The 20,634-nt window shown below is 62.4% G+C and carries 22 protein-coding genes and 1 pseudogene; 7 read left to right on the top strand and 16 right to left on the bottom strand.

What is annotated here, in order from left to right:
* Positions 1-134: 134 nt before the first annotated feature.
* Positions 135-608, top strand: a complete 474-nt coding sequence (locus tag ASD03_RS05610) for an Lrp/AsnC family transcriptional regulator (protein WP_025425582.1) — start codon at positions 135-137, stop codon at positions 606-608.
* A gap of 53 nt (positions 609-661) precedes the next feature.
* Here ASD03_RS05610 and ASD03_RS05605 read toward each other — a convergent pair whose 3' ends face one another.
* A complete protein-coding gene (locus ASD03_RS05605; protein ID WP_025425583.1) occupies positions 662-1,723 on the bottom strand; it encodes a succinylglutamate desuccinylase/aspartoacylase family protein in 1,062 nt (353 codons plus the stop codon).
* A gap of 166 nt (positions 1,724-1,889) precedes the next feature.
* On the opposite strand from ASD03_RS05605, the gene ASD03_RS05600 reads away from it, so the two are divergent.
* Positions 1,890-2,516, top strand: coding sequence for a glutathione S-transferase N-terminal domain-containing protein (locus ASD03_RS05600; RefSeq protein WP_025425584.1), 627 nt, complete (start codon positions 1,890-1,892; stop codon positions 2,514-2,516).
* Positions 2,517-2,630: 114 nt separating this feature from the next.
* Here the strand turns inward: ASD03_RS05600 and ASD03_RS05595 are convergent.
* The 4 genes and pseudogenes from ASD03_RS05595 to ASD03_RS05580 all read right to left on the bottom strand — a co-directional run bounded on the left by ASD03_RS05595 (position 2,631) and on the right by ASD03_RS05580 (position 5,136).
* Positions 2,631-3,543 (bottom strand): annotated as a pseudogene (locus ASD03_RS05595) (alpha/beta hydrolase).
* Between the two features lie 215 nt (positions 3,544-3,758).
* The gene (locus tag ASD03_RS05590) at positions 3,759-4,172 is read right to left on the bottom strand and encodes a GFA family protein (protein ID WP_025425585.1); all 414 of its coding nucleotides are present in this window, start codon (positions 4,170-4,172) and stop codon (positions 3,759-3,761) included.
* Between the two features lie 173 nt (positions 4,173-4,345).
* Positions 4,346-4,810, bottom strand: coding sequence for an SRPBCC domain-containing protein (locus ASD03_RS05585; protein WP_025425586.1), 465 nt, complete (start codon positions 4,808-4,810; stop codon positions 4,346-4,348).
* Positions 4,807-5,136, bottom strand: a complete 330-nt coding sequence (locus tag ASD03_RS05580; RefSeq protein WP_025425587.1) for a metalloregulator ArsR/SmtB family transcription factor — start codon at positions 5,134-5,136, stop codon at positions 4,807-4,809. The genes ASD03_RS05585 and ASD03_RS05580 overlap by 4 nt, the downstream gene beginning before the upstream one ends.
* Before the next feature lie 220 nt (positions 5,137-5,356).
* Here ASD03_RS05580 and ASD03_RS05575 point away from each other — a divergent pair, with 220 nt between their 5' ends.
* The 4 genes from ASD03_RS05575 (at position 5,357) to ASD03_RS05560 (ending at position 7,834) form a co-directional block, all read left to right on the top strand.
* Complete coding sequence (locus ASD03_RS05575) at positions 5,357-5,662, top strand: antibiotic biosynthesis monooxygenase family protein (protein WP_025425588.1); 306 nt, start codon at positions 5,357-5,359, stop codon at positions 5,660-5,662.
* A gap of 35 nt (positions 5,663-5,697) precedes the next feature.
* On the top strand, positions 5,698-6,012 hold the full coding sequence (locus tag ASD03_RS05570) for an EthD family reductase (RefSeq protein WP_025425589.1): 315 nt from the start codon (positions 5,698-5,700) through the stop codon (positions 6,010-6,012).
* 71 nt (positions 6,013-6,083) lie between these two features.
* Positions 6,084-6,980, top strand: a complete 897-nt coding sequence (locus ASD03_RS05565; protein WP_025425590.1) for an alpha/beta fold hydrolase — start codon at positions 6,084-6,086, stop codon at positions 6,978-6,980.
* The gene (locus ASD03_RS05560) at positions 6,977-7,834 is read left to right on the top strand and encodes a sigma-70 family RNA polymerase sigma factor (RefSeq protein WP_025425591.1); all 858 of its coding nucleotides are present in this window, start codon (positions 6,977-6,979) and stop codon (positions 7,832-7,834) included. The genes ASD03_RS05565 and ASD03_RS05560 overlap by 4 nt, the downstream gene beginning before the upstream one ends.
* A gap of 112 nt (positions 7,835-7,946) precedes the next feature.
* Here ASD03_RS05560 and guaA read toward each other — a convergent pair whose 3' ends face one another.
* The 4 genes from guaA to ASD03_RS05540 form a co-directional block, all read right to left on the bottom strand.
* Complete coding sequence (gene guaA, locus ASD03_RS05555) at positions 7,947-9,509, bottom strand: glutamine-hydrolyzing GMP synthase (RefSeq protein ID WP_025425592.1); 1,563 nt, start codon at positions 9,507-9,509, stop codon at positions 7,947-7,949.
* 94 nt (positions 9,510-9,603) lie between these two features.
* Positions 9,604-10,242 (bottom strand): 5'-methylthioadenosine/S-adenosylhomocysteine nucleosidase, encoded by a 639-nt coding sequence (locus ASD03_RS05550; RefSeq protein WP_025425593.1) that lies wholly within the window; start codon positions 10,240-10,242, stop codon positions 9,604-9,606.
* Positions 10,239-10,691, bottom strand: coding sequence for a PaaI family thioesterase (locus ASD03_RS05545; RefSeq protein WP_025425594.1), 453 nt, complete (start codon positions 10,689-10,691; stop codon positions 10,239-10,241). The genes ASD03_RS05550 and ASD03_RS05545 overlap by 4 nt, the downstream gene beginning before the upstream one ends.
* A 90-nt stretch (positions 10,692-10,781) precedes the next feature.
* Positions 10,782-11,234, bottom strand: a complete 453-nt coding sequence (locus ASD03_RS05540; protein ID WP_025425595.1) for a TspO/MBR family protein — start codon at positions 11,232-11,234, stop codon at positions 10,782-10,784.
* 84 nt (positions 11,235-11,318) lie between these two features.
* Between ASD03_RS05540 and ASD03_RS05535 the strand changes: the two genes are divergently transcribed.
* A complete protein-coding gene (locus tag ASD03_RS05535) occupies positions 11,319-11,873 on the top strand; it encodes a GNAT family N-acetyltransferase (RefSeq protein ID WP_025425596.1) in 555 nt (184 codons plus the stop codon).
* A 9-nt stretch (positions 11,874-11,882) separates the two neighbouring features.
* Here the strand turns inward: ASD03_RS05535 and ASD03_RS05530 are convergent, their stop codons facing one another.
* The 7 genes from ASD03_RS05530 to ASD03_RS05500 all read right to left on the bottom strand — a co-directional run bounded on the left by ASD03_RS05530 (position 11,883) and on the right by ASD03_RS05500 (position 20,273).
* A complete protein-coding gene (locus ASD03_RS05530) occupies positions 11,883-12,974 on the bottom strand; it encodes a DUF1513 domain-containing protein (protein WP_025425597.1) in 1,092 nt (363 codons plus the stop codon).
* A gap of 85 nt (positions 12,975-13,059) precedes the next feature.
* Positions 13,060-14,049, bottom strand: coding sequence for a magnesium transporter CorA family protein (locus ASD03_RS05525; protein ID WP_025425598.1), 990 nt, complete (start codon positions 14,047-14,049; stop codon positions 13,060-13,062).
* A 207-nt stretch (positions 14,050-14,256) separates the two neighbouring features.
* Entirely contained in the window at positions 14,257-15,381 is a 1,125-nt protein-coding gene (locus tag ASD03_RS05520; protein ID WP_025425599.1) for an imelysin family protein, read from the bottom strand.
* Positions 15,381-16,919, bottom strand: a complete 1,539-nt coding sequence (locus ASD03_RS05515) for a di-heme oxidoredictase family protein (RefSeq protein ID WP_057212524.1) — start codon at positions 16,917-16,919, stop codon at positions 15,381-15,383. The genes ASD03_RS05520 and ASD03_RS05515 overlap by 1 nt, the downstream gene beginning before the upstream one ends.
* A gap of 49 nt (positions 16,920-16,968) precedes the next feature.
* Positions 16,969-18,249 carry an imelysin family protein gene (locus ASD03_RS05510; protein ID WP_025425601.1) on the bottom strand — a complete coding sequence of 427 codons (1,281 nt, stop codon included), beginning with the start codon at positions 18,247-18,249 and terminating at the stop codon, positions 16,969-16,971.
* Positions 18,250-18,460: 211 nt separating this feature from the next.
* Complete coding sequence (locus tag ASD03_RS05505; protein WP_025425602.1) at positions 18,461-19,750, bottom strand: RsmB/NOP family class I SAM-dependent RNA methyltransferase; 1,290 nt, start codon at positions 19,748-19,750, stop codon at positions 18,461-18,463.
* Positions 19,751-19,898: 148 nt separating this feature from the next.
* Positions 19,899-20,273, bottom strand: coding sequence for a septal ring lytic transglycosylase RlpA family protein (locus ASD03_RS05500; RefSeq protein WP_025425603.1), 375 nt, complete (start codon positions 20,271-20,273; stop codon positions 19,899-19,901).
* Positions 20,274-20,634: the final 361 nt, after the last annotated feature.

The following is a 20,634-nucleotide window of genomic DNA, read 5'->3' as shown; positions in this document are numbered from 1 at the left end:
TTTAAATCAGAGACAGCGCAAAATCGATGCCGGATTTGCCACGGAGACAATATTCGCATAGATCGAATTGCGTAAATCGATGCATTTCTTTTGCTGATTTGCGCAAACGCTGAAGAGAGCGGGAAGGGCTGGCTATGACGGAGCGCGGAGCGTCCAAACTCGATGCGATCGACCGGCGGATTATCCGATTGCTTGTCGAGGACGCGTTGCGCAGCAACAACGAGCTTGCGGCGCGGGTCGGGCTTTCGCCGGCACCGCTGTCGCGCCGGTTGGCGCGGCTCTACTCGGAAGGTGTTATCCGGCAAACGGTCGTGGTCGATCCGAAGGCGGCGGGGGTCGGCTTCCAGGCCTTTCTCGAAGTGACGCTGGAGCGGACCGCAAGCAAGGTCGGGCAGCGTTTCATCGAACTGGTGTCGCGCATGCCCGAGGTGGTGGAGTGCCATACGGTTGCCGGTGATTTCGACTTTCTGCTGAAGATCGCCGTACGTGATGTCGCCGACTACAAACGGCTATTGTGGACCGAGTTCGAGCAGATCGGCGAGATCAAGACTCTGCGCTCGACCATCCTTCTCGACAGTCCGAAGATGACCGCGACGATGTCGCGGTGATGTCCGGAACGTTCTCAGGACGTTCCGGACAAAGCCACAGCTTTGGCTTGGCTTCAGGCTTCCAGCGGGCCGGGCTTGCGTGCGGCGCTTGACGCGGTTGCGCAGGCGATTTTCATCAGGTCCGCGCGGCGACGGGCAAGCCTTGTCGATACCCGGGTAACAATCAGCCCGTCCTGCGGTGCGCGGACTTCGATGGCGCCGTCTGGCCGGCCGGGACGGCTAAGGATCGTCACGAGCAGATCGGCGGCCTTCACCCTCTCGCCGATATCGCGGTGGAAGAGGATGGCGCCGGATTCCGGAGCGCGGATCAGCTCGATGTTGTCGAGCGGCGCGACGATGCCGCCGAATGCTGGAAGTGCTGCCCTGTCGCCGGCGACCACGCCGCGCTGGGCGAGGAAGCGCAGCACGCCTTCGGCATCCTTGCGTGCCATGTCAGGATAGACGTCGCGTGTGCCGCGAAGCTCGACCGTGACGGAGAGCCGCCCCGGAAGGCTCGTCTTCATCTGACCGGCTGCCTCATACTTCCAGGCGTAGGCGACGGCCTCTTCGAAGGCGGAGCTTTCGCCATCCGAAAGAAGCACCGCCTCCATGTCGAGAGCTGCGGCAAGGTCGGCCGCCTCCGGCCAGAAGGCGTCGTCGATATAGGCATATTGCAGCGCTTCGTCGTCGCAATGCAGGTCGAGCATCAAGTCGGCGCCGAGCGCCATATGCAGCAATTGCCGCTTCAGCCGATCCGTGGCCGAGTAACGATCAAGATCCTCGAGAAGGCTGTCGCGCTCGCCGAGTGCGATCAGCGGAAAATCGCGGTTGAAATTGGTGCGCGAGCCGAGATCGAACCGGCCCTGCAGTTCGCCGAAATGCGATTGCGCGGTGCCGATGGGGTTTGCCTGCGGCACGACGGTGATGTCGCCGAGAATGGCGGCGTTCTTCTCCGCGTCAGCGAGCTTCTGCAGGAGGAAATGCGCCAGCGCGGTGCCGGGCAGTTCGTTGGCGTGCAGTGCCGCTTGAATATAGGTCTTCGGTGCGTCGGGGCTCCTGCCCTTGAAGCGGAAGACCGGAAGGCGCCATTCGATGCCTGCGGTGTCGCCGGCGATGATGATTTCCGAGATGTCCATGGTCTCCCCCTTTTGTCTCGTGTCGAAGGCTTATCGGCATTCCCGATAGGCTCTGCAAGTGGCTAGAAACGGGGAGCGCGGGCGTTGATGGGGGCGGAGCAAGGCTTTGCTTTTGCCGCGCATCCGTTGTCTTCTGGCTGCGCTCTCACCAGACGGGACCCTGCAGATGATCCTGATCGGCCAATATGATTCTCCCTTCGTCCGCCGCGTCGGCATCGCGCTCACGCTATACGGCATGGAATTCGAGCACCGCCCCTGGTCCTCCTTCGGCGATGCCGACAGGCTTCGTGCCTACAATCCGCTGACGCGCGTCCCGACCCTGGCGCTGGACGACGGTACCGCGTTGATCGATAGCCACATCATTCTCGATTATCTCGACGGCCTTGTTTCCGATGAACGCGCAATGTTTCCAAGGTTCGAACCCGCCCGACATCGGGCGCTTAAGGTTGCGGCGCTTGCAACCGGGCTCGGCGACAAGGCCGTCAGCCTGTTCTACGAGAAGCGTCTGCACGGCGAAGTCTCGGCCCTCTGGGTCGATCGCTGCCGTCACCAGATGGAGGCGGCGCTCGGCGTATTGGAGGCCGGCCGGTCGGAGGGTACCTCGGAGTTCTGGTTCGGGGAGCGCATTGGCCATGCCGATATCGCCGTGGCAGTGGTGCTGCGTTTCCTGTGCGAGGTCCATCCCGAGCTGATCGCGATCTCCAACTATCCGGCGCTACGGGCACACGGGGAAATGCTGGAGGCGTTGGCCGTATTCCAGGCGATCAGCCAGCCTTTCATTCCGCCGACCTGACGCCCAGCCGGAGCTTGAGAGCTATCGCGCTGCGCGCTGGCCATGATGCGAAAAGAGCCGGCGCAAAGTGCTTGCGCCGGCTCTGGTCAATGGCCGCTTCGTAGGCACCCTCGATCATTCCGCGTCGAGAAAGCTGCGGATCGCCTTCACCGTCGCTTCGGGCTGTTCCTCCATCAACCAATGGCCGGAAGCGGGAATGACCACCTCGGTGACATTGTTGGCGGCAAAGCGGGTTACGACGGCCATTGTCGGGCCGAAGGATTTTTCGCCGCCGACGGCCAGGACAGGCATGCCGAGCTTGCCCTGTTTCAGGAAGGCCTGGTTGTCGATCGCGTCCTGATCGAAGGCGGCGAACTGGGCGAAGCCCGCCCGCATCGCGCCCGGCTGGGCATAGAGCTTGGCGTAGTGTTCGCGCGAGGCCTCGTTCCACTTCTTCGGATCGGCGGAGAATTCGTTCCAGAAGCGGTCGAGGTAGATGCGCTCGCGGCCGGCCACCAAGCGCTCCATGTCAGGCCCGCCGAAACGGAAGTGCCACAGCAGCGGGTTCTTCAGGATCTCTTCCCACGGGCCGACGCCGGGAAGCGGCGCGTCCATCAGCACCAGCTTTGTCGTTCGTGTCGGATACTGGGCGGCAAAGGCGTAACCGACCATGTTGCCGATATCGTGTGCCACCACGTCGACCTTGTCGGCCTTCAACGCGTCGAGCACGCCGGCGATATCCTGCGCTTCTGTCTTCTTGTCATAGCCGGTCGCCGGCTTGTCCGAGAGCCCCATGCCCCTGAGATCGGGCACGATGACGCGGTGATCGCGGACAAGCTCGGCAGCAAGCGGCGCCCACATGTCGCCGGTCTCGCCGTAGCCGTGCAGCAGCACGACGGTCGGCCCCCGAACCGCCGACGCGCACATGCAGGGTCGTGCCGTTGGTGGCGATGGTTTCCGTTGTAAACGTCGCCGGATAGGGCTGAACGTCGGCGAGTGCCGGGACGGCGAAGGCTATGGCTGCGCCGGTGATGAGGGAACGAAGCATTGGTCTCTCCTGTTTTTTCGGTGTGCGCCGATTGGCGTTTCGATGGAGAGAAGATGACAGGCGTGATCTGTTCGAACTAACCGCCAGAAGGCGGATCTACTGTTCGGCAATACCGAACGCGGCATGGCGCATTTGCTCGGTTGCTACGCGATGGGGATGGGGTAGGGCGCGCGACGGCGCGCCCTGGAAAACTTCGATGTCCGTTCGCCTGGTCTTTACATCGGCGGCATCTTGTCAAACTTCGGCAGCGTCGGGTCGAGGTGGTCCCAAGCGTAGCCGCGTGATCCATAGGTGACGACCTGGGGCTTGTAGCGACTCGGATCGTCGAGGCTCGCCGCGCGCACGGTGAAGAATTCGGGCATTGCGGCAAAGGTCATATAGACGGGCGAACCGCAGGTGGGACAAAAGGCCCGGGTCTTCACGTTGCCGCTATCGGCGACCATGTCCCACAGCGTCGCCTTGCCTTCGAGCTTCACGCCGTCTCGCCTGAAGGTCAGGTGCGATCCGTGTCCGGTGCCGCTCTCGCTCTGGCAGTCGCGACACTGACAATCGTTTGAGAAAACCGGTTCTCCAGAGATCTCGTAACGGATCGCGCCGCAGGCGCATCCACCGGTATAGGGCTTGCTCATGTCATTGCTCCTTGGGCTCTGGGGACGGCAACGCGTACGTCATCGAGCGTGCTCGATGGTCGGGCATCGCAATCAGTTGTTTTGCTTGTGTTCGTGATGGCGCTACGGCGCTTGCCGAACCGGGCGCGTCAAGGACGCGGGCACGGCGCCCGCGTCAGGCTTTGGGTGTCGTCTCAGTCCTGCCCTTCGGTCACGGTGCCGATCCGCGTCAGAACCTTCTTCCAACCTTCGCTCATGTTCTTGAAGGCGGTGTCGTTTCTCGGCGTCACGAAGCCGGAATGAACGAGGCGAAGGCGCGTGCCGTTGTGGACCCTGGACAGGGTCCATGTAACGACCGTGTCAAGACGCGAGCCATAGCCGGCATTGGCCTCGTGCCCGCCTTTCCAGGCGTAGACGAACCGCTCGTTCGGTTTCACCTCCAGCACCCGGCAGTGGATGACGCCATCCCATTCGCCGGCCGGCGTGGTCTGGAAGGTGAAGCGGTTGCCTTCGACCGGCTCGAAGCCTGTCGCAACCATCATCCAGCGGCTTATCAAGGCGCCGCTCGTCAAGGTTTTCCAGATCGTCTCGGGGGCGTGGGGGAAGACCTCGTCTACCACGATGTCCTGCGTGTGGGGCTGCAACACTACTTCATTCATGGATCGATCTCCTTCAAGAGAGTGCGGAGGTTTGCAAACCGTTCGCGCCAGAAGGCGCCGTAATGGCTCATCCAGTCGACAAGCGGCTCGAGGCCTTCGGGCTCAGCGCGGTAATAGACGTTGCGGCCTTCGGGACGCTCGCTGACGAGGCCCGCCTGCTTCAATGACTTGAGATGCTGCGAAATGGCACCCTGCGTCACGCCGCTGCCGCGCGTCAGTTCGACCACCGTGATCTCGTCGGCATTGGCGATGCGCTCGAACACGGCACGCCGGGTCGGATCGGCAAGGGCGCGCATGACGGCGGTGATGGGTGCGGTTTCAATCATGACAAAACAATTAGTGCATACTGATTAATTAGTCAACACTATTGTTTTTTGTCAGGTAAGGCTACGGCTCTTCCGTTGTTGTGGCGATGGCTTGGACTGCTTATTTCAGTCAGCAGGCCCCGCTCCGCAGAGAACCATTTCCCAAAATTTTCAAACGTCGCGATCCGTTTTCACCCTTCCGGTCGTCCTTGATGTGTTCGAAACAAAAAGGAGACATGCCATGTCCGACGAGTCAGTCATTTTGATCAATCTGCTGAAGGTCAAACCCGGGAAGCAGGATGCGCTGATCGCGCTCCTGAAGCTGAACACCGACACGGTTGTCCGCACGCTTGAAGGCTGGAAGACGACCCGGTTGATCGCGGCAAATGACGGCACCGGCGTCGTCATCTACTCCGAGTGGGAGACCCCTGCAGCGGTCGAGGCGATGCGCAGCGACCCGCGCATGAAAGCCTACTTCCCTGAGATCCTTGAGCTGGCGAGCCTCGATTCGATCATCGGCTCGGCGGTGTTTGGCGAAACCCGGTGAGGCTTGGCACACACCGAAACAACGGAGGAATCGCAATGGCCCGCATGGTCGTGATTTACCCAACACCTGATAATGTCGAGGCGTTCGACCAGCATTATTTCGAGATCCACGTGCCTCTCGCCAAGAAGATCCCTGGGCTCAGGAAATACGAGGTCAGCGACGGCCCGATCGCAAGGCCAGTCGGAACGTCCAAAATTCATCGCATTGGAACGCTGCATTTCGACGACCTTGCGGCGATCAACAAGGCGTTTGCAAGCCCGGAAGGTCAGGCCGCTGCGGCGGATCGACGACTTTTTGCGCCTGACGACTCTGGTGTTGAAATGTTCCTTTTCGACGACAGGGAAGTTTGAACCGACGCTGGCAGTTGGCCGCTTGCACAGGCCGCAAATATCGTAAGGTCAGAGTAAAGGGGACTGAGGGAATGGCAGTGACCAAAGCAGTTTTTGTCCTGATCCATGGCGGTTGGCACGACCGCTCGACATGGGACAAGGTGACGCCGATACTTGAAGCCAATGGCTTTTCGGCCTTGACGCTCGACCTTCCCGGCGCGGGGGTCAATGCCATAGCCCCACCGTCGCTCGGCCTTCGTCCGTTCGACCCCATTGCTTTTGCCACGGAGCCGTCACCCAGCGCCGGCATTACGCAGCTGGAGCGGACGGAAGCGGTTGTCGAGCTGGTAAAAGAGGCCGCGGCCCTCGGCGGCGGCAAGGTCATCCTGGTCGGGCACTCGGCCGGCGGGATGACGATTTCGGCGGTCGCCGAAAGGGTTCCGGACCAGCTTCTCGCAGTCGTTTATATCGCCGGGTTCATGGTGCCGAACGGCATGCCGTTGCTGGCGATGCTGCAACACGAAACTATGTCTTCGGCCCTGTCGCCCGGGTTGTTCGTGGGCGACCCCGTCGGCATCGGTGCGACAAGGATCAATCCGCGATCGACAGACGTCGCCTATCGATCGCTTCTCAAGGCTTCGTTTTATGGCGACGTGCCGGAGGTGGAATTCGCGCAGGCGGCGCTGCATCTTCACTACGACGAATCGAATGCCGGCGCCGTGGCTCCATCGGCCATTACGCCGGAAGGATTTGGCACCGTGCCGCGCCACTACATCCGCACCACACAGGACCGCGCGGTTCCGTTGGCCGGTCAGGATCACATGATTGCGACCGTAGACGTTGCCATCGGCGGCAAGACGACGACCCACACTTTGGAGACCAGCCACTCGCCATTCCTGTCACAACCGGCCAAGCTGTCGAAGATACTGATCGAAATCAGCGCCCAGTCCCAGGCGGAGCGGGCAAGCGCCGGAGGTCTTGGTGCATGAATACCGACCATTTCGAGGACCGTCTGAATGCGCTCAGACCACGCCTTCATCGCTACTGCGCGCGCATGACGGGATCGGCGGTCAATGGCGAGGATGTCTTGCAGGATACGCTCGTCAAGGCGCTCAACGCACGAGCCCAAGGAGTCGAGGTCGATAGTCTCGAGGGCTGGCTGTTTCGCATCGCCCACAACACGAGCCTCGATTTCCTGCGCGAGCGGTCGCGCAACACGGTCGTCTCGCTCACCGAAGACGTCGAGGCGGCGCCCATCCCTGAGGCGGAAATCGTCGCGTTCAGCTTCCAGACGTTTCTGCGGCTGCCTGAACTTCAGCGCTGCGCGGTGATCCTCAAGGATGTCCTGGGTCATTCGATCGACGAGATCGCCGGGATCGCGGGCTGCTCGCCCGCCGCCGCCAAATCGGCGCTACAGCGCGGGCGCGTTGCACTCCGGGAACTTGCGCAGGCACCCGACGATATCAGGCTGCCGCTGATGTCAGAGCCGGACCGGCGGAAGATGACCGCCTATGTCCGTCTCTTTCAGAGCGGTGATTTCGACGCAATTCGCGCCATGCTCGCCGATGACGTGAAGCTCGATCTGGTAAACCGGCTGCAACTCGAAGGACGCGACAGGATCGGCCACTATTTTACCCGCTATGGCGAAGTGACGAAGTGGCGGTTCGCCTTCGGCGCGGTTGAAGGACAGCCGGCCATGCTGGTGTTCGACAGCACCGGCTCGACGGAACGGCCTGCACATTTCGTCCTGATCGGCTGGTCGGAAAGCCGGATCATCCAGATCCGGGACTTCCTGTTCGCGCCGTATGTGCTCGAAGCCATCGATTGGGTGCGGTTGGACTAATCGACCGGACAGCGCCATCATGGCGCTCGGCGCACGTGAGGAATAGACGGCTGGCAGCAGCGCGGGCGAGAAAATCGCCGCCCAAAGCTACGCTATTGCCGCCGATTGCCCGTTATTCCCACTCGATCGTGCCGGGCGGCTTCGACGTGACGTCGTAGACCACGCGGTTGATGCCACGGACCTCGTTGATGATGCGCGTTGCCGCACGGCCGAGGAATTCCATGTCGTAGTGGTAGAAGTCGGCGGTCATGCCGTCGACCGAGGTGACGGCCCGCAGCGCACAGACGAACTCGTAAGTGCGGCCGTCGCCCATGACGCCGACGGTCTGGACCGGCAGCAGCACGGCAAACGCCTGCCAGATGGCGTCGTAGAGGCCGGCCTTGCGGATTTCGTCGAGATAGATCGCGTCGGCTTCGCGCAGGATCTCGAGCTTCTCGCGGCTGATGCCACCAGGGCAACGGATGGCAAGGCCCGGTCCGGGGAACGGGTGGCGGCCGATGAAGCTGTCGGGCAGGCCGAGTTCGCGGCCGAGCACCCGGACTTCGTCCTTGAACAGCTCGCGCAGCGGCTCGACCAGCTGCATGTTCATGCGTTCCGGCAGGCCGCCGACATTGTGGTGCGACTTGATCGTCACCGACGGGCCGCCGGTGAAGGAAACGCTTTCGATGACGTCGGGATAAAGCGTGCCCTGGGCAAGGAAATCCGCGCCGCCGAGCTTCTTTGCCTCTTCCTCGAACACCTCGATGAACAGGCGGCCGATGATCTTGCGCTTGGTTTCCGGATCGCTTTGGCCTTCCAGTTCGCCGATGAAGCGGTCGGAAGCGTCGACGTGCAGCAGGTGCAGATTATAGTGCTCTTCAAACATGGCGACGACGTTCTTCGCCTCGTCCTTGCGCATCAGGCCATGGTCGACGAGGATGCAGGTCAGCTGGTCGCCGACTGCCTCGTGGATCAGGAGCGCTGCGACCGAGCTGTCGACGCCGCCGGAAAGCGCGCAGATCACCTTCTTGTCGCCGACCTGTTTGCGGATCGCGTCCACGGCCTTGGCGCGGTAGGCCGACATCGACCAGTCGCCCTTGATGCCGGCGATCTTGTGCACGAAGTTGGCGATCAGCTTGGCGCCGTCGGGCGTGTGCACCACTTCCGGGTGGAACTGCACGGCGTAGTACTTGCGCTTCTCGTCGGCAATGAAGGCAAAGGGGGCGTTGGCGGATGTCGCCACGACCTCGAAGCCTTCGGGGATCGCCGTGACGCGGTCGCCATGCGACATCCAGACCTGGTGGCGCGAGCCGAGCGACCAGACGCCGTCGAACAGCGCGCAGTCCTTCTCGACTTCGAGGAAGGCGCGGCCGAATTCGCGGTGATGGCCGCTCTCGACCTTGCCGCCCAGCTGGGCGCACATGGTTTGCTGGCCGTAACAGATGCCGAAGACCGGCAGGCCGGAATCGAAGATCATCGAAGGCGCGCGCGGCGAGCCGATGTCGAGGGTGGAAGCCGGGCTGCCGGAGAGGATGACGGCCTTCGGCTTTAGCCGCTGAAAACCTTCGTCCGCCGACTGGAACGGCACGATTTCGCAATAAACACCGGATTCGCGCACGCGCCGGGCGATGAGCTGCGTCACCTGGCTGCCGAAATCGACGATGAGAACGGTGTCGGGATGGGCTGTCTGGGTCATGTCGGGCCTTCAAACAAGCTTGATCATGGCGAGCCTTTAATCAAAGCCCGTCCTCTGCGCAACGATTAGATTGCACCCCGACAATTCCGGGCTTTCAGAGCCGGATTTCGCCCGTGCCGATCGCTGTCTCAAGCCTGTCGATGACGCCGGCGAGCTTCTCGTCGATGACATCTAGATATTCCGTCCAGTCGTTGACGTGCTTGAGTTCCGCCTTACCGTCGGAAATGCCGCGAAGCGCGATGAGCGGCACGCCGAAAGACTGGCAGGCGCGTAGCACCGCATAGGTCTCCATTTCCACCATGTCGGCGTCGATGCCGTCATAGGCGGTGCCGGAGACGATGTTGGCGCCGGTCGAAAGCCGGGCCTCCTTGATCCCAGGAATGCGCAGCGGCAGCGAAACGACGGCGGGAAGGTCGAGAAACGGCGTCGCGCCTTTCTCGAAACCGAGCACCGAGGCGTCCATGTCGCGGTAGCCGACCGATGTCGCCTGATAGACTTCGGTCTGTTCAAGCTTGGCCGCACCCGCCGAACCGAGCGAGACGACGAGATCAGGCAGAGTGTCTTTGGAGGCAAGGCCTGCCAGCGTCTTCGTCAGCGTGACTGCGGCCTCGACCGGTCCGACGCCGGTCATCAGCGGCGCGATCCGTGCCTTGAGATGAGGACCGTACTCGGCATCGACAGCCATGACATAGAGAACCTTGCGGCCGGCGACGTCCTTCATTTCGACCTTCATCCTTCGATACCCTCGCGTCCGCGGATGACCATCATCGTGCCGGTCATCGAGGCGATCAGCTTGGCCGGCCCGTCCGAGCGGATGGCGTAGCCGCGCCCGTCGGAGACGATGATCGTCGTGCCGGGCTTGGTGACCTCGCCGCGAAACAGGAAGCGCTCGCCGCGCCCCGGCGACAGCAGGTTGACCTTGAATTCGATCGTCAGGATAGAGGCGTCGGGGTCGATGACGGAATAGGCGGCATAGGTGCCGGCCGAATCGAGCGCGGCGGAGATCACGCCCGCATGCAGGAAGCCGTGCTGCTGCGTCAGCTTTTCGTCAAAGGGCAGCTCGATCTCGACGGTACCCTGCTCGACCAGCGTCAGTTCTGCGCCGATCGTTTCCATGGCCGCCTGCCGTGCGAAGCTTTCCCTTATGCGCCTGCGGAAATCTGGGGGATCGCTGTCGTCCATCAGTCTGTACGGCCCTGGCTGTCGCGGCAGGCCCGATTGCCTCCCATATCGATCGACGGACAGTGGCACGGCCGCACCAGTGCGACAAGCTCAATTCATGAGGAAAATCGAGCCGTTGAGTACGGTCGCGAATGCCACCCAGGCGAGATAGGGCAGGAAGAGCAAGGCCGAAGCGCGGTCTCTTTGCCAGCTTGCGACGATGACACCGGCGACTGCGATCAGCAGCGCGATGATGACAATCAGTGCCGACGCGATGTCCTGCAGGCCGAAGAACAGCGGCGACCACAGGAAGTTGAAGATCATCTGCGCGAGCCACAATCGCATCGCGGCGGTACGGCGATGGTCAAGAAACAGCCGGGCGCCGACGATGCCGATCATCACGTAGAGCACCGACCAGACCGGGGCGAAGATCCAGTTGGGTGGATTGAAGACCGGCTTTGCCAGTGACTGGTACCATTCGCCGGGGATGTTGTTGTAGCCGATGAGAAGCCCGAGACCGAGAACGGCAGCGATGAAGACTGTGTAGACGAGGGGTCTGTTCATGGCGTCGACAGATAGAGTGCCCTGATGCGCTTTCCAGCGGGGGCTGCTGTTTCGAAGCGACCATGCGCCACCTATATCTCTGCCATGAAAAGCTTCCGACGCATCGACATCCGGCCGGCCGGTCCTGATGACATCATGATGATCGCTTCCGTCATCGTCGAAACCTGGCGATCGACGTTTCGCGGGCTGATTTCCGATGCCTTCCTCGATGCCATGAGCATCGAGGAACAGGCGTTGCGCCATGCCCGGCGCATGCGCGTTGTCGACGTTTTCCACCTGGTCGCGGTCGACATGAGCACGAACCGGGTGATCGGCTTTGCCAATTATGGAAAGGCCCGCTCGATGCCGCCGCGCTTCGACCGCGAACTCTATGCGCTTTATATCCTCAAGGAGTTTCAAGGGGCCGGCATCGGCTCGGCGCTCGTGCGCAGCGTCGCGGCCCACTGCCGGGAGCTGGGCGGCGCGTCGCTGTTTGCCTGGGTGCTTTCCAGCAATCCGAACCGAGCGTTTTACGAACGCCTGGGGGCGGTCGCCGTCGGCCAGGGCCAGGTCAGCCTCGGCGGTGAGAACCACGATCAGACCGCCTATCGATGGGACAATTTGGCAAAGCTGGCCGGCGAGGGTCGCTTCTCCGCGTGACGTGGGCCGTCAGTCCCGGCCGAGCCGGACGATATGCTGGTCCCAGGCGACACGGCTTTGACGGTCCTTGAAGCGGCCGTCATAGGACGACACGGCAAAACCATGCTCGGCCGCCGCGACACCGGCGGCGTCGGTCACGCGCTCTTGCCTCAACACCGCACCCGTGCGGGCATCGAGCGTCACGGCAACGCCACCCTTGGGCGAGGTGAGGCCGATCAATCCCTCCTGGCGGTTGACGGCTATGGCGCCGACATAATTGGCCAAGGCCTCGGTCGTGCTTTCGGGCAGCGACACGAAGGCGAGATCTTCGCCATGGGAAAAATGGCCGACGAGCGGCGGCAGGTCGTCGCGCGCACCTTCGTATTGGCAGGCAAACCAGATTTCGCCCTTCGGGCCGATATCGACGTGGCGGGTGGAGAGACGGTTGAGTTCGCCCGGCAGTATGTGTTTTTGGATCAGCGCGCCGGTCTCGGTGTCGACCAGTGTCAGGCTCGGTTCCATATGGTCGAGATTGAGCTTGGTGCGGCCGAAATCCGGATGAGTCTCGATGCCGCCATTGGCGATGGCCAGCATCCGTCCATCGGCGGAAAGCGTCATGTCATGCGGGCCGATGCCATAGGTCGGGAACTCGCCGATGCGGGCAAAATGTCGGCTGCCGTCGTAGATGCCGATCATGCCGCGATTGGCGGCAAAGTCGTTTTCGGTGGCGTAGAGCAGGCGGCCATCGGCAGAAAAGCAGCCATGGCCATAGAAGTGCCGGCCCTCGGCGGCCGCGATGACCACCGGCTCGGCGCTGCCGTCGGTCGCAAGGATCATCGCATAGGTGCCGGGGCGGCGGGAAAACGCCACCGTCCGTTTGCTGGCGGCTGAATGGGCCATGCCGTGGGCGCGTGCCGGAAGCGCCGTGCGCTCGACGATCTCGCCGGCCTCGGTCAGTGTGGCAACGCCATAGCTTCCGTCCGGCGCCATGAAAGCGGAGGCAAAGACCGCGTCGGCGCGCTCGAGCGCAAAGGCGCCGCGAGCGCCGAGCGTCGCCACCCAGGCGGCGCCGGCCATCTTGATGAAATTGCGACGGTCGATCAGACCCGTGGTGGCGCGCATGGCCATTCCTCGCCTGCCATCTTATCGGACCGGCACCGGAATTCCGCCGCCGATCCTTGTCGCTACGATGTAGCAGATGACTCTGTCAGAGCCAGCCCCGCCGCTTGAAGTAGAGGAACGGCACGATCGCCGAAAGCACCATCAGCGCCAGGGCATAGGGATATCCGAACTGCCACTGCAGCTCGGGCATGACCTCGAAGTTCATGCCGTAGATCGAGGCGACCAGTGTCGGCGGCAGGAACACGACGGCAGCGACCGAGAATATCTTGATGATCTGGTTCTGCTCCAGATTGATCAGGCCGAGCGTCGCGTCGAGCAAGAAGTTGATCTTGTTCGACAGGAACAGCGCGTGGTCGCCGAGCGATGTCGCATCGCGCTGGATCAACTTGATCCGCTGCCGGCTTTCCTTGGCCGCCTTGCGCGGACCGATGCCTTCGAGCGCCACGTGATAGGCGACCAGCCGACCGATGCTGACCAGGCTTTCGCGAATGATCGTCAGAAGGTCACCCTTCTGGCCGATCTGCTCGATCAGCGACTGCAAGTCGCGTGTCTTCTTGGTGGCGCTGGCATTGGTCTTGCGGAACACTTCACGCGAAATACCGTCGACCTCGCTGCCGGCCCGCTCGAGTGCGTCGGCGGTGCGGTCGATCATCGCTTCGAGAAGCCCCAGCATCGCCAGTTCGCCAGTTTCGCAGCCTTGGCCGTTGGCCTTCTGCAGCCGGTTGGCATAGGTCTGGAACGGCTTCGGGTCGGCGTGACGTACGGTCACGAGCGTCACGCCCTTGACGATGAAGGTCACGGGAACCTTGACCGGGTAGTCGCTGTCGAGCTTGGCAACGGCCGTCATGGTCATGAACTGCGCGCCGTCTTCCTGGTAGAGCCGGTCGGACAGCTCGATTTCCTGCATCTCGTCCCGGGTCGGGATTTCGATGCCGAGTTGGCCTTCGACCAGCCGGGTCTCCTCCACGGACGGATTGAGCAGGTCGAACCAGATGACCGGCGTCGGAGAGGCAAGGCCGTCGAGCATGTCGACGAGCACGAGATGGCTGTTCTGGCTTTTGTAGATGCGCAGCATTTTGGGCTCCATAGGGCGAGTCATCCGACCGCCACGAAGCCCTGATCAATCAGGACCGAGCGGTCGTGAGCATGAAGGCTCGACTTCGACTGTCGGGGTTCATTGCAAGTTGATCCTTGTGGTGAAACGTGGCCGCGAGAGCGGACACGGGAGCGCTTTGCGCCCAAACGGGGGGATTGTCAACAGCCTCGGCTAAGGGCTGTCTGCTCAGTCGCCGTCGGCAAAGGAGAAGCCGGCGCCAAGGCCGATGGCACCGCCGAAATCCTTGTTCAGCCGGTCGAGAAGATCGGCGGTGTTGAGCGTGAGAAAATCGAGCTTGGCCCGGCTCTTGTCATCGGCGATCGCCTCGCCGATCGGACCGTCGATGGTCTGCGAGATGCCGATGACCGACTTGAAGACGAAGTCTGCCGACCCGGCGACCGAGCGGCTGTCGTTCGGAAGCAGGCTTTCCATGTCGGCCACCTTGAACAGGGTATGCAGGCCGCGGAAGTTGGCGGCGATCGAGGGCATGGTGTTTTCCGACCGCCAGTAGATCGCCGACTTCGGATGTCCCTTGTCCTGCTTGCCGTCGACGGTTCCGGCATAGAACGGCTTCAGCCGCTGGTCCTTCACCATCTCGACGCCGTGCACGAAAATGCCGAGCAGCTCGGTTGCCGCCTCCTTGCTGTCGCGAAATTGAGGATTTCCAGGGCCCGGCTTTTTCCAGGCGGCCTGGATGCCCTCAGGCTTTTGCCACTCCGCCAGGAACTCGTTGGCGATGGCGTCGAGGTTCTGCGAGATCGCCACGCCGTAGCGGCAACGGAAATCGCCGTCCTTGCTCGCCAGCACATCGGAGCCATTGCCGTAGAGCACGTATTCCAGTGCGCCCAGTCCTTGCGCCGCGACGCTCTTGCCCTTGAGCGATGCGACGTCGGTCGCCGTCTCGTCGCCCTTGGCAAGAATGGCCTGCACCTGTTTCAGGCCCGTGCTCTTGCGGTCGGGGTAGAACAGGAAGCGCTCGAAGCGGTTCTGCTCGAGCGCCGGCCCCAAACGGATGATTTCGACCGTCGACCAGGCCTGTACCAGGTCGGAAAATGCTTCTTGCGCTTTCTCCTGCGATGCCGCCGACGGGACCTCGCAAAGGGCGGCCGACGCCTTCGTCAGCAGCGCGGTCTTGTCCGACAGGTTGCGGTAGCCGGGGATAATGAAATCGTCGACCGCCCTAGCCATCACGGCTGGCACGGCAGCCTCGTTGACGACACGGGGCGACAGCGCGCTTCCCTCCTGCGCCATGGCCGGCAGGGACAGAGCGGCCAGGCAAAGGCCGAGGGCAAGCGAAGGCATATGAGACATCAAAGAGACTCCAGGAATGCGAGGAGGTCACGGCGGTCACGTGTGGAAAGCGCGGCAAAGGCGTCTCGCGCTTTTTCGCCCTCTCCACCATGCCACAGAATGGCTTCGGTAAAATTGCGGGCCCGCCCGTCGTGCAGCAGGAACGTATGGCCGCTCACCGCCTTCGTCAGTCCGATGCCCCAGAGCGGCGGCGTGCGCCATTCGCGGCCATTGGCGATACCTACGGTCTGGCCATCGGCAAGGCCGTCTCCCATGTCATGGAGCAGGAAGTCGGAATAGGGCCAGATCAGCTGGAACGCCTGTGCCTTGTGGGCAGCGTCGCGACGCGTCACGTATTTCGGGGTGTGGCAGGAAGCGCAGCCGCTCTGGTAGAAGATCTCCTTGCCGCGCAGGGTTTTTGGAAAGCTCGCCTTGCGCCGCGCCGGAACGGCCAGATTGGCCGAGTAGAAGGTGACCAGTCCCAGCACCGGGTCCGGAGCCTCGACCGCGCCGAGACGCGCCTGGACGCCGGTCGGCAGGCCGAGGCAGGCCGTTTGCCCTTCGGTGCAGTCGCCAAAACTGCGGTCGAGATCCGGGGTCGAAAGGCCGATATCGGCGGCGAAGGCATCCGCCGTCTGCTGGCGCACCGTCGGGGTCTGTGCCTTCCAGCCAAAGCGACCAAGCGCAATTTCTCCGGTCGCGCGATCGCGAACCAGCGAGGCGCGCCCGCTGATGCCGTCGCCGTCGGCGTCATCAGGGTCTGCACGGGAAAGGATATCCGCCTCATGGATCGCCTCGATCAGTCCCAATCCGATCATCTGCGGCGCCACCCGCGGCGAAAGCGTCGTTGTCGGATCAAGGGCGCCGTAGGCGAGATCGCGCACCGCATAGGTCGGCTTGCGCAGGAAGACCAGTTCGCCGTCCGCCAGCGTGACCGGCAGCTCGGAGTAGGTCATCTTCATCTGACCTTCGGCGGCAAGCCCCGGCACCGCCCTGTCCTGCAACTGCGCGCCGTAAATCGGGTCGGGGAAATTGGCCATGTCGTAGGTCGCCAGCATCTGCCGTTCGCCGTCGTTGCGCGGCGCCCGGGCGAGCCGGTAGAGCATCGAGGTGCCGTCGCTGGCGCCTTCGGGCGGGCCGCCACGCCCATCGCGCGGATGGCAGCTGAGGCAGGACCTTGCATTGTAGAGCGGCCCCAGGCCATCGGACGCCTGGGTTGACGAGGGCGAGGACACCCAGAGCTTTTCGAACAGCGCATCGCCCAGCTTGAATCCCTCTTCATCCTCGAAAGCCAAGTTTGCGGAAAACTGAGTGAAGCTGTCCTGATCGTTCGGGGCGATCGACGTTCCGGCTCCCGCCGACATCGCCTCGTATCGTTCTGCCTTGGAGAAATCCGTGACCGGCACAGTGATCGCCTCGACGCGGCGAAGGTCGGCCTCGGAGAGATCGTCGCGCTTGTGCTTGAGCGCGGAGGTATCGTCTGACGCCTGAACTGCCGCCGCAACAAGAAACAGCGCCAGGAGCGACTGCAGAAGGGAGCGGGCAATGCATGCGTTCATCGATTGAGGATCGGGCCGCGTCCGTAACGGCGCGGCCCGCCTTTTCAGCTTATTGGAAAACAGCGTTAGGATTATCCAAGCTGTCGGAACCTTCAAGCTCAATCGTGCCGAGGTCGAGCGACGCGATGACGCGCTGCACGGTCTTGGCCTGGGCGATCAGGCCGTCGATCGCGGCCTGGACGGTGGCGTTGCCCTCGGCATTGCCTTCGCCGATCATCTGGTCGTAGGCCTCGACGGTTTCGGCGCGCTTGGCCATCGCCTGCATCTTCTCGACCGTGGTGGCGAGATCCTTGGTCATTTCCTTGTCGAGTGCCGCGTCCTTGGTGGCAACGAGTTCGGAAAGCGAGGCGCCGGTCAGCTTGGTGCCGTCGACGCGGGTATATTCGCCGGTATAGGCCGACTGGATGCCGATCGCGTCGTGCAGGTGCGAGTTGTGGGTGTTGTCGGAGAAGCAGTCGTGCTCTTCTTCCGGGTCATGCAGCAGGATGCCGAGCTTCATGCGCTCGCCTGCAAGCTCGCCATAGGAGAGCGATCCCATGCCGGTCAGGATGGCGGTCAGGCCAGCCTTCGGATCGGCTTCGACGGCCTTGGTCGCCGCGCCATCCGGCGTCCAGTTGGCAACCATTTCCTTCAGGTCCGAAACGAGCAGTTCGGATGCAGCCTTCAAATAGGCGCCACGCCGATCGCAATTGCCGCCGGTGCAGGCCTTGGTGTCGTAATCCGTGTAGGGGCGGTTGCCGGCGCCAGCCTTGGTGCCGTTCAGGTCCTGGCCCCAGAGCAGGAATTCGATGGCGTGATAGCCCGTGGCGACGTTCGCCTCGATGCCGCCTGCTTCCTGTAGGGTACCCGCCAGCAGTTCCGGCGTGATGTTGGTGGCGTCGACATCCTTGCCGTCGATCTTGATCGTCTTGTTGGCGATCACGTTGGCGGTGAAGAGACCGTTCTCGTCGCTCTCGCTGCCGTAGCTCGGATCGACATAGTCGATCAGGCCTTCGTCCAGCGGCCAGGCGTTGACCTTGCCTTCCCACTCGTCAACGATGGCGTTGCCGAAGCGGTAGACTTCCGTTTCCTGGTAGGGGTGGCGGGCCTTGAGCCAGGCTTCGCGCGCCGCCTTCAGCGTTGCTTCGCTGGGGGTCGCGATCAGCGCGTCGATTGCCTTGTCGAGCGCCTCAGCGGTGATCAGCGCATCTTCGAACTTGGCGTGCGCGACGACGGTGTAGTGCTTTACAACGGCGGCCGCATCGGTGGCGGCCTGCGCCGGCTGCAGGGCCAGCGTCGACGTTGCCGTCATGAGCGCCAGCGCCGCGGCGCGGATGAAATTCTTGGTCATGACCCTCTCCTGTTCTTCTCCCGGCGTGACCGGAACGGACACCGCGGGACGGCGTCATTGCTCGGCAATGGGTCGTGGAAAATCCCCCGCCGACCCGCCGGAGCTTGATTGTCATGAACCAAAAGTAAACTGGTGTCAAAGTGTATAGTTTAGAACGTTTTCAATCTGATGCCGGCGGTTTGGCGCAGTGTCGAAGCCGCCGGCGAGGCGCTCAGGCCTTGCGCTGCATCAGGCAGAAGAAGAAGCCGTCGGTGCCGGTGGAAGCCGGCGTCAGCGTCACCGTCTTCATGTCGGCGGACCATGGCTGCGGCTTGTCGGTACCGAATAGCCCGGCCCAGATGTCGGCGGCCGACAGGATCTCGAATTCCGGATTGTCTTCGCAGAAGCCGTAGACTTGCGCCTCGTTCTCCTCGGGAAGCACCGAGCAGGTGACGTAGATCAGGTGTCCGCCCGGCCGCACGAACTGCGCAGCACTTGCCAGCGCTTCTTCCTGCTGGGAGATCCGCTCTTCGAGGTTCTTCTGGTTGAGCCGCCACTTGGTGTCGGGGCGGCGACGCCACGTTCCGGTGCCGGTGCAAGGCGCATCGACGAGAACCCGATCGAAACGGCCGGCAAGCGGCGCCAGGCTGTCGGCGGAATCGTGTACCTGGACATTGCGCGTTCCAGCGCGCTTCAGCCGTTCGATGATCGGCGCCAGGCGCTTGCGGTCGGTGTCGTAGGCGTGCACCTGGCCCTTGTTGTTCATCGCAGCCGACATGGCGAGCGTCTTGCCGCCGCCGCCGGCGCAATAGTCGAGCACCTGTTCGCCTTCCTGCGGGAAGGCGAGATCGGCGACGATCTGCGATCCCTCGTCCTGGACTTCGAACCAGCCTTTCTGGAAGGAAAGCTCGGCGGTGACGTTCGGCAGGCGCGAGGCGCCTTCGCCGGCGGGAATACGAATACCGTTGCGGGCGATCGTTGCGGCTTCAGCGCCGCTGCGCTCCAGCGCCTTCAGCACCTTGTCCCGGGTCGACTTGAGCGTGTTGGCGCGCAGATCGAGCGTCGGACGCCCGGCGAGCGCCTTGGCTTCGTCGAGCCAATCCTCGGAGAAGTTTTCCTCGAAGGATGCCTGCACCCATTCGGGAATGTCGCCCTGGATGTGGGGCGCGGCATCATCGAGGCGGCGCGTCGCGAAGGCCTGCGCCATGTCGGCGGACGGCATCTCGGGTGCGAATTTGTCGCCATCGAGTTCGGCCGCCAGCGCTTCGGGGGAAAAGCCCCACTGGCGGTACATCACGGCGTGGCCGAGAGCGGCGGCGCTGTCGCTGTCCATCAGGTAGGCGTGGGAGAGCTTCATGCGAAGCGCGTCATAGACGATGTTGCCGATCGCCGATCGATCGCCGGAGCCGGCGAAGCGATGGGAAAGGCCCCAGTCCTTGAGTGCGTCGGCGACCGGGCGCTTCCGCTTTTCGATGTCCTCAAGAACCTCAATGGCTCCAGCGAGCCTGCCGCCCAATCGCATCTTCGATCAACTCCTTTTTCGCCGTGGTAGCGGCGATGGCATCGAAGAGCAAGACGCTGGCCGGGATTAAACGCGGGGAAGTGGCGAGGAACAGTACTTCTCAAAGCAGAACCGCCCGGATCGGATGCCGGACGGAAGTATTTTACGATCAGGAATTGACGACGCGATAACAGATGCTGGCGTGGCCGGAGCTGATCATGCCGATCTGCGAGGCGGCTGCTTTGGAAAGATCGATCACACGGCCACGGATGAACGGGCCACGATCGTTGATGCGAACGATTACACTCTTGCCGTTGCGCTTGTTGGTGACCTGCACCTTGGTGCCGAATTTCAGACTGCGATGGGCGGCGGTGAGGCGGGCGGCGTTCATACGTTCGCCGGAAGCCGTCTTGGAGGTCAGCGCATACCAGGAAGCACCGCCGCAGCCGGCGCCTGCTGCCTGGCTGTCGGAAACGGAACCGAGGCCGATCCCGGCGGTGAACAGCGCTGCCGCAGCAACAGTCTTGATTTTCGCTGGCGTCAAACTGGCGACCCTCGGTTAGAGCTCTTGGGCTGGAGCTCTTGGTTAATTCTGTCGAAGATCGCTAATTGGGGCGAAAAATGGCGAAAACGTGCTTCAACCATTTACGTTTTATTAGGATCTATTAAAAAAGGACGAAAATTAAAAAACGAAGATTGTTTGAAATAGTTTAAATAGAACCCGGAAGTTCTTTGGAATCAGCGGTTGAACGCGCTAAATGCGGCGCGCACGCGAGCCGAGATATCGGCTTAACGAAAAAAATCATTAAAAATTTCGAATTGAACGAATCGTCCGGAATCCGGATGGTCAAAAATGCGTCACTACCGCTGTGGTTGCATTCAATTCGCCGAGTATAGAATGAATA

The sequence above is a fragment of the Ensifer sp. Root127 genome, from assembly GCF_001425225.1.
GTDB lineage: Bacteria > Pseudomonadota > Alphaproteobacteria > Rhizobiales > Rhizobiaceae > Ensifer > Ensifer canadensis.
This window is presented reverse-complemented; position numbering and strand designations above follow the sequence as displayed.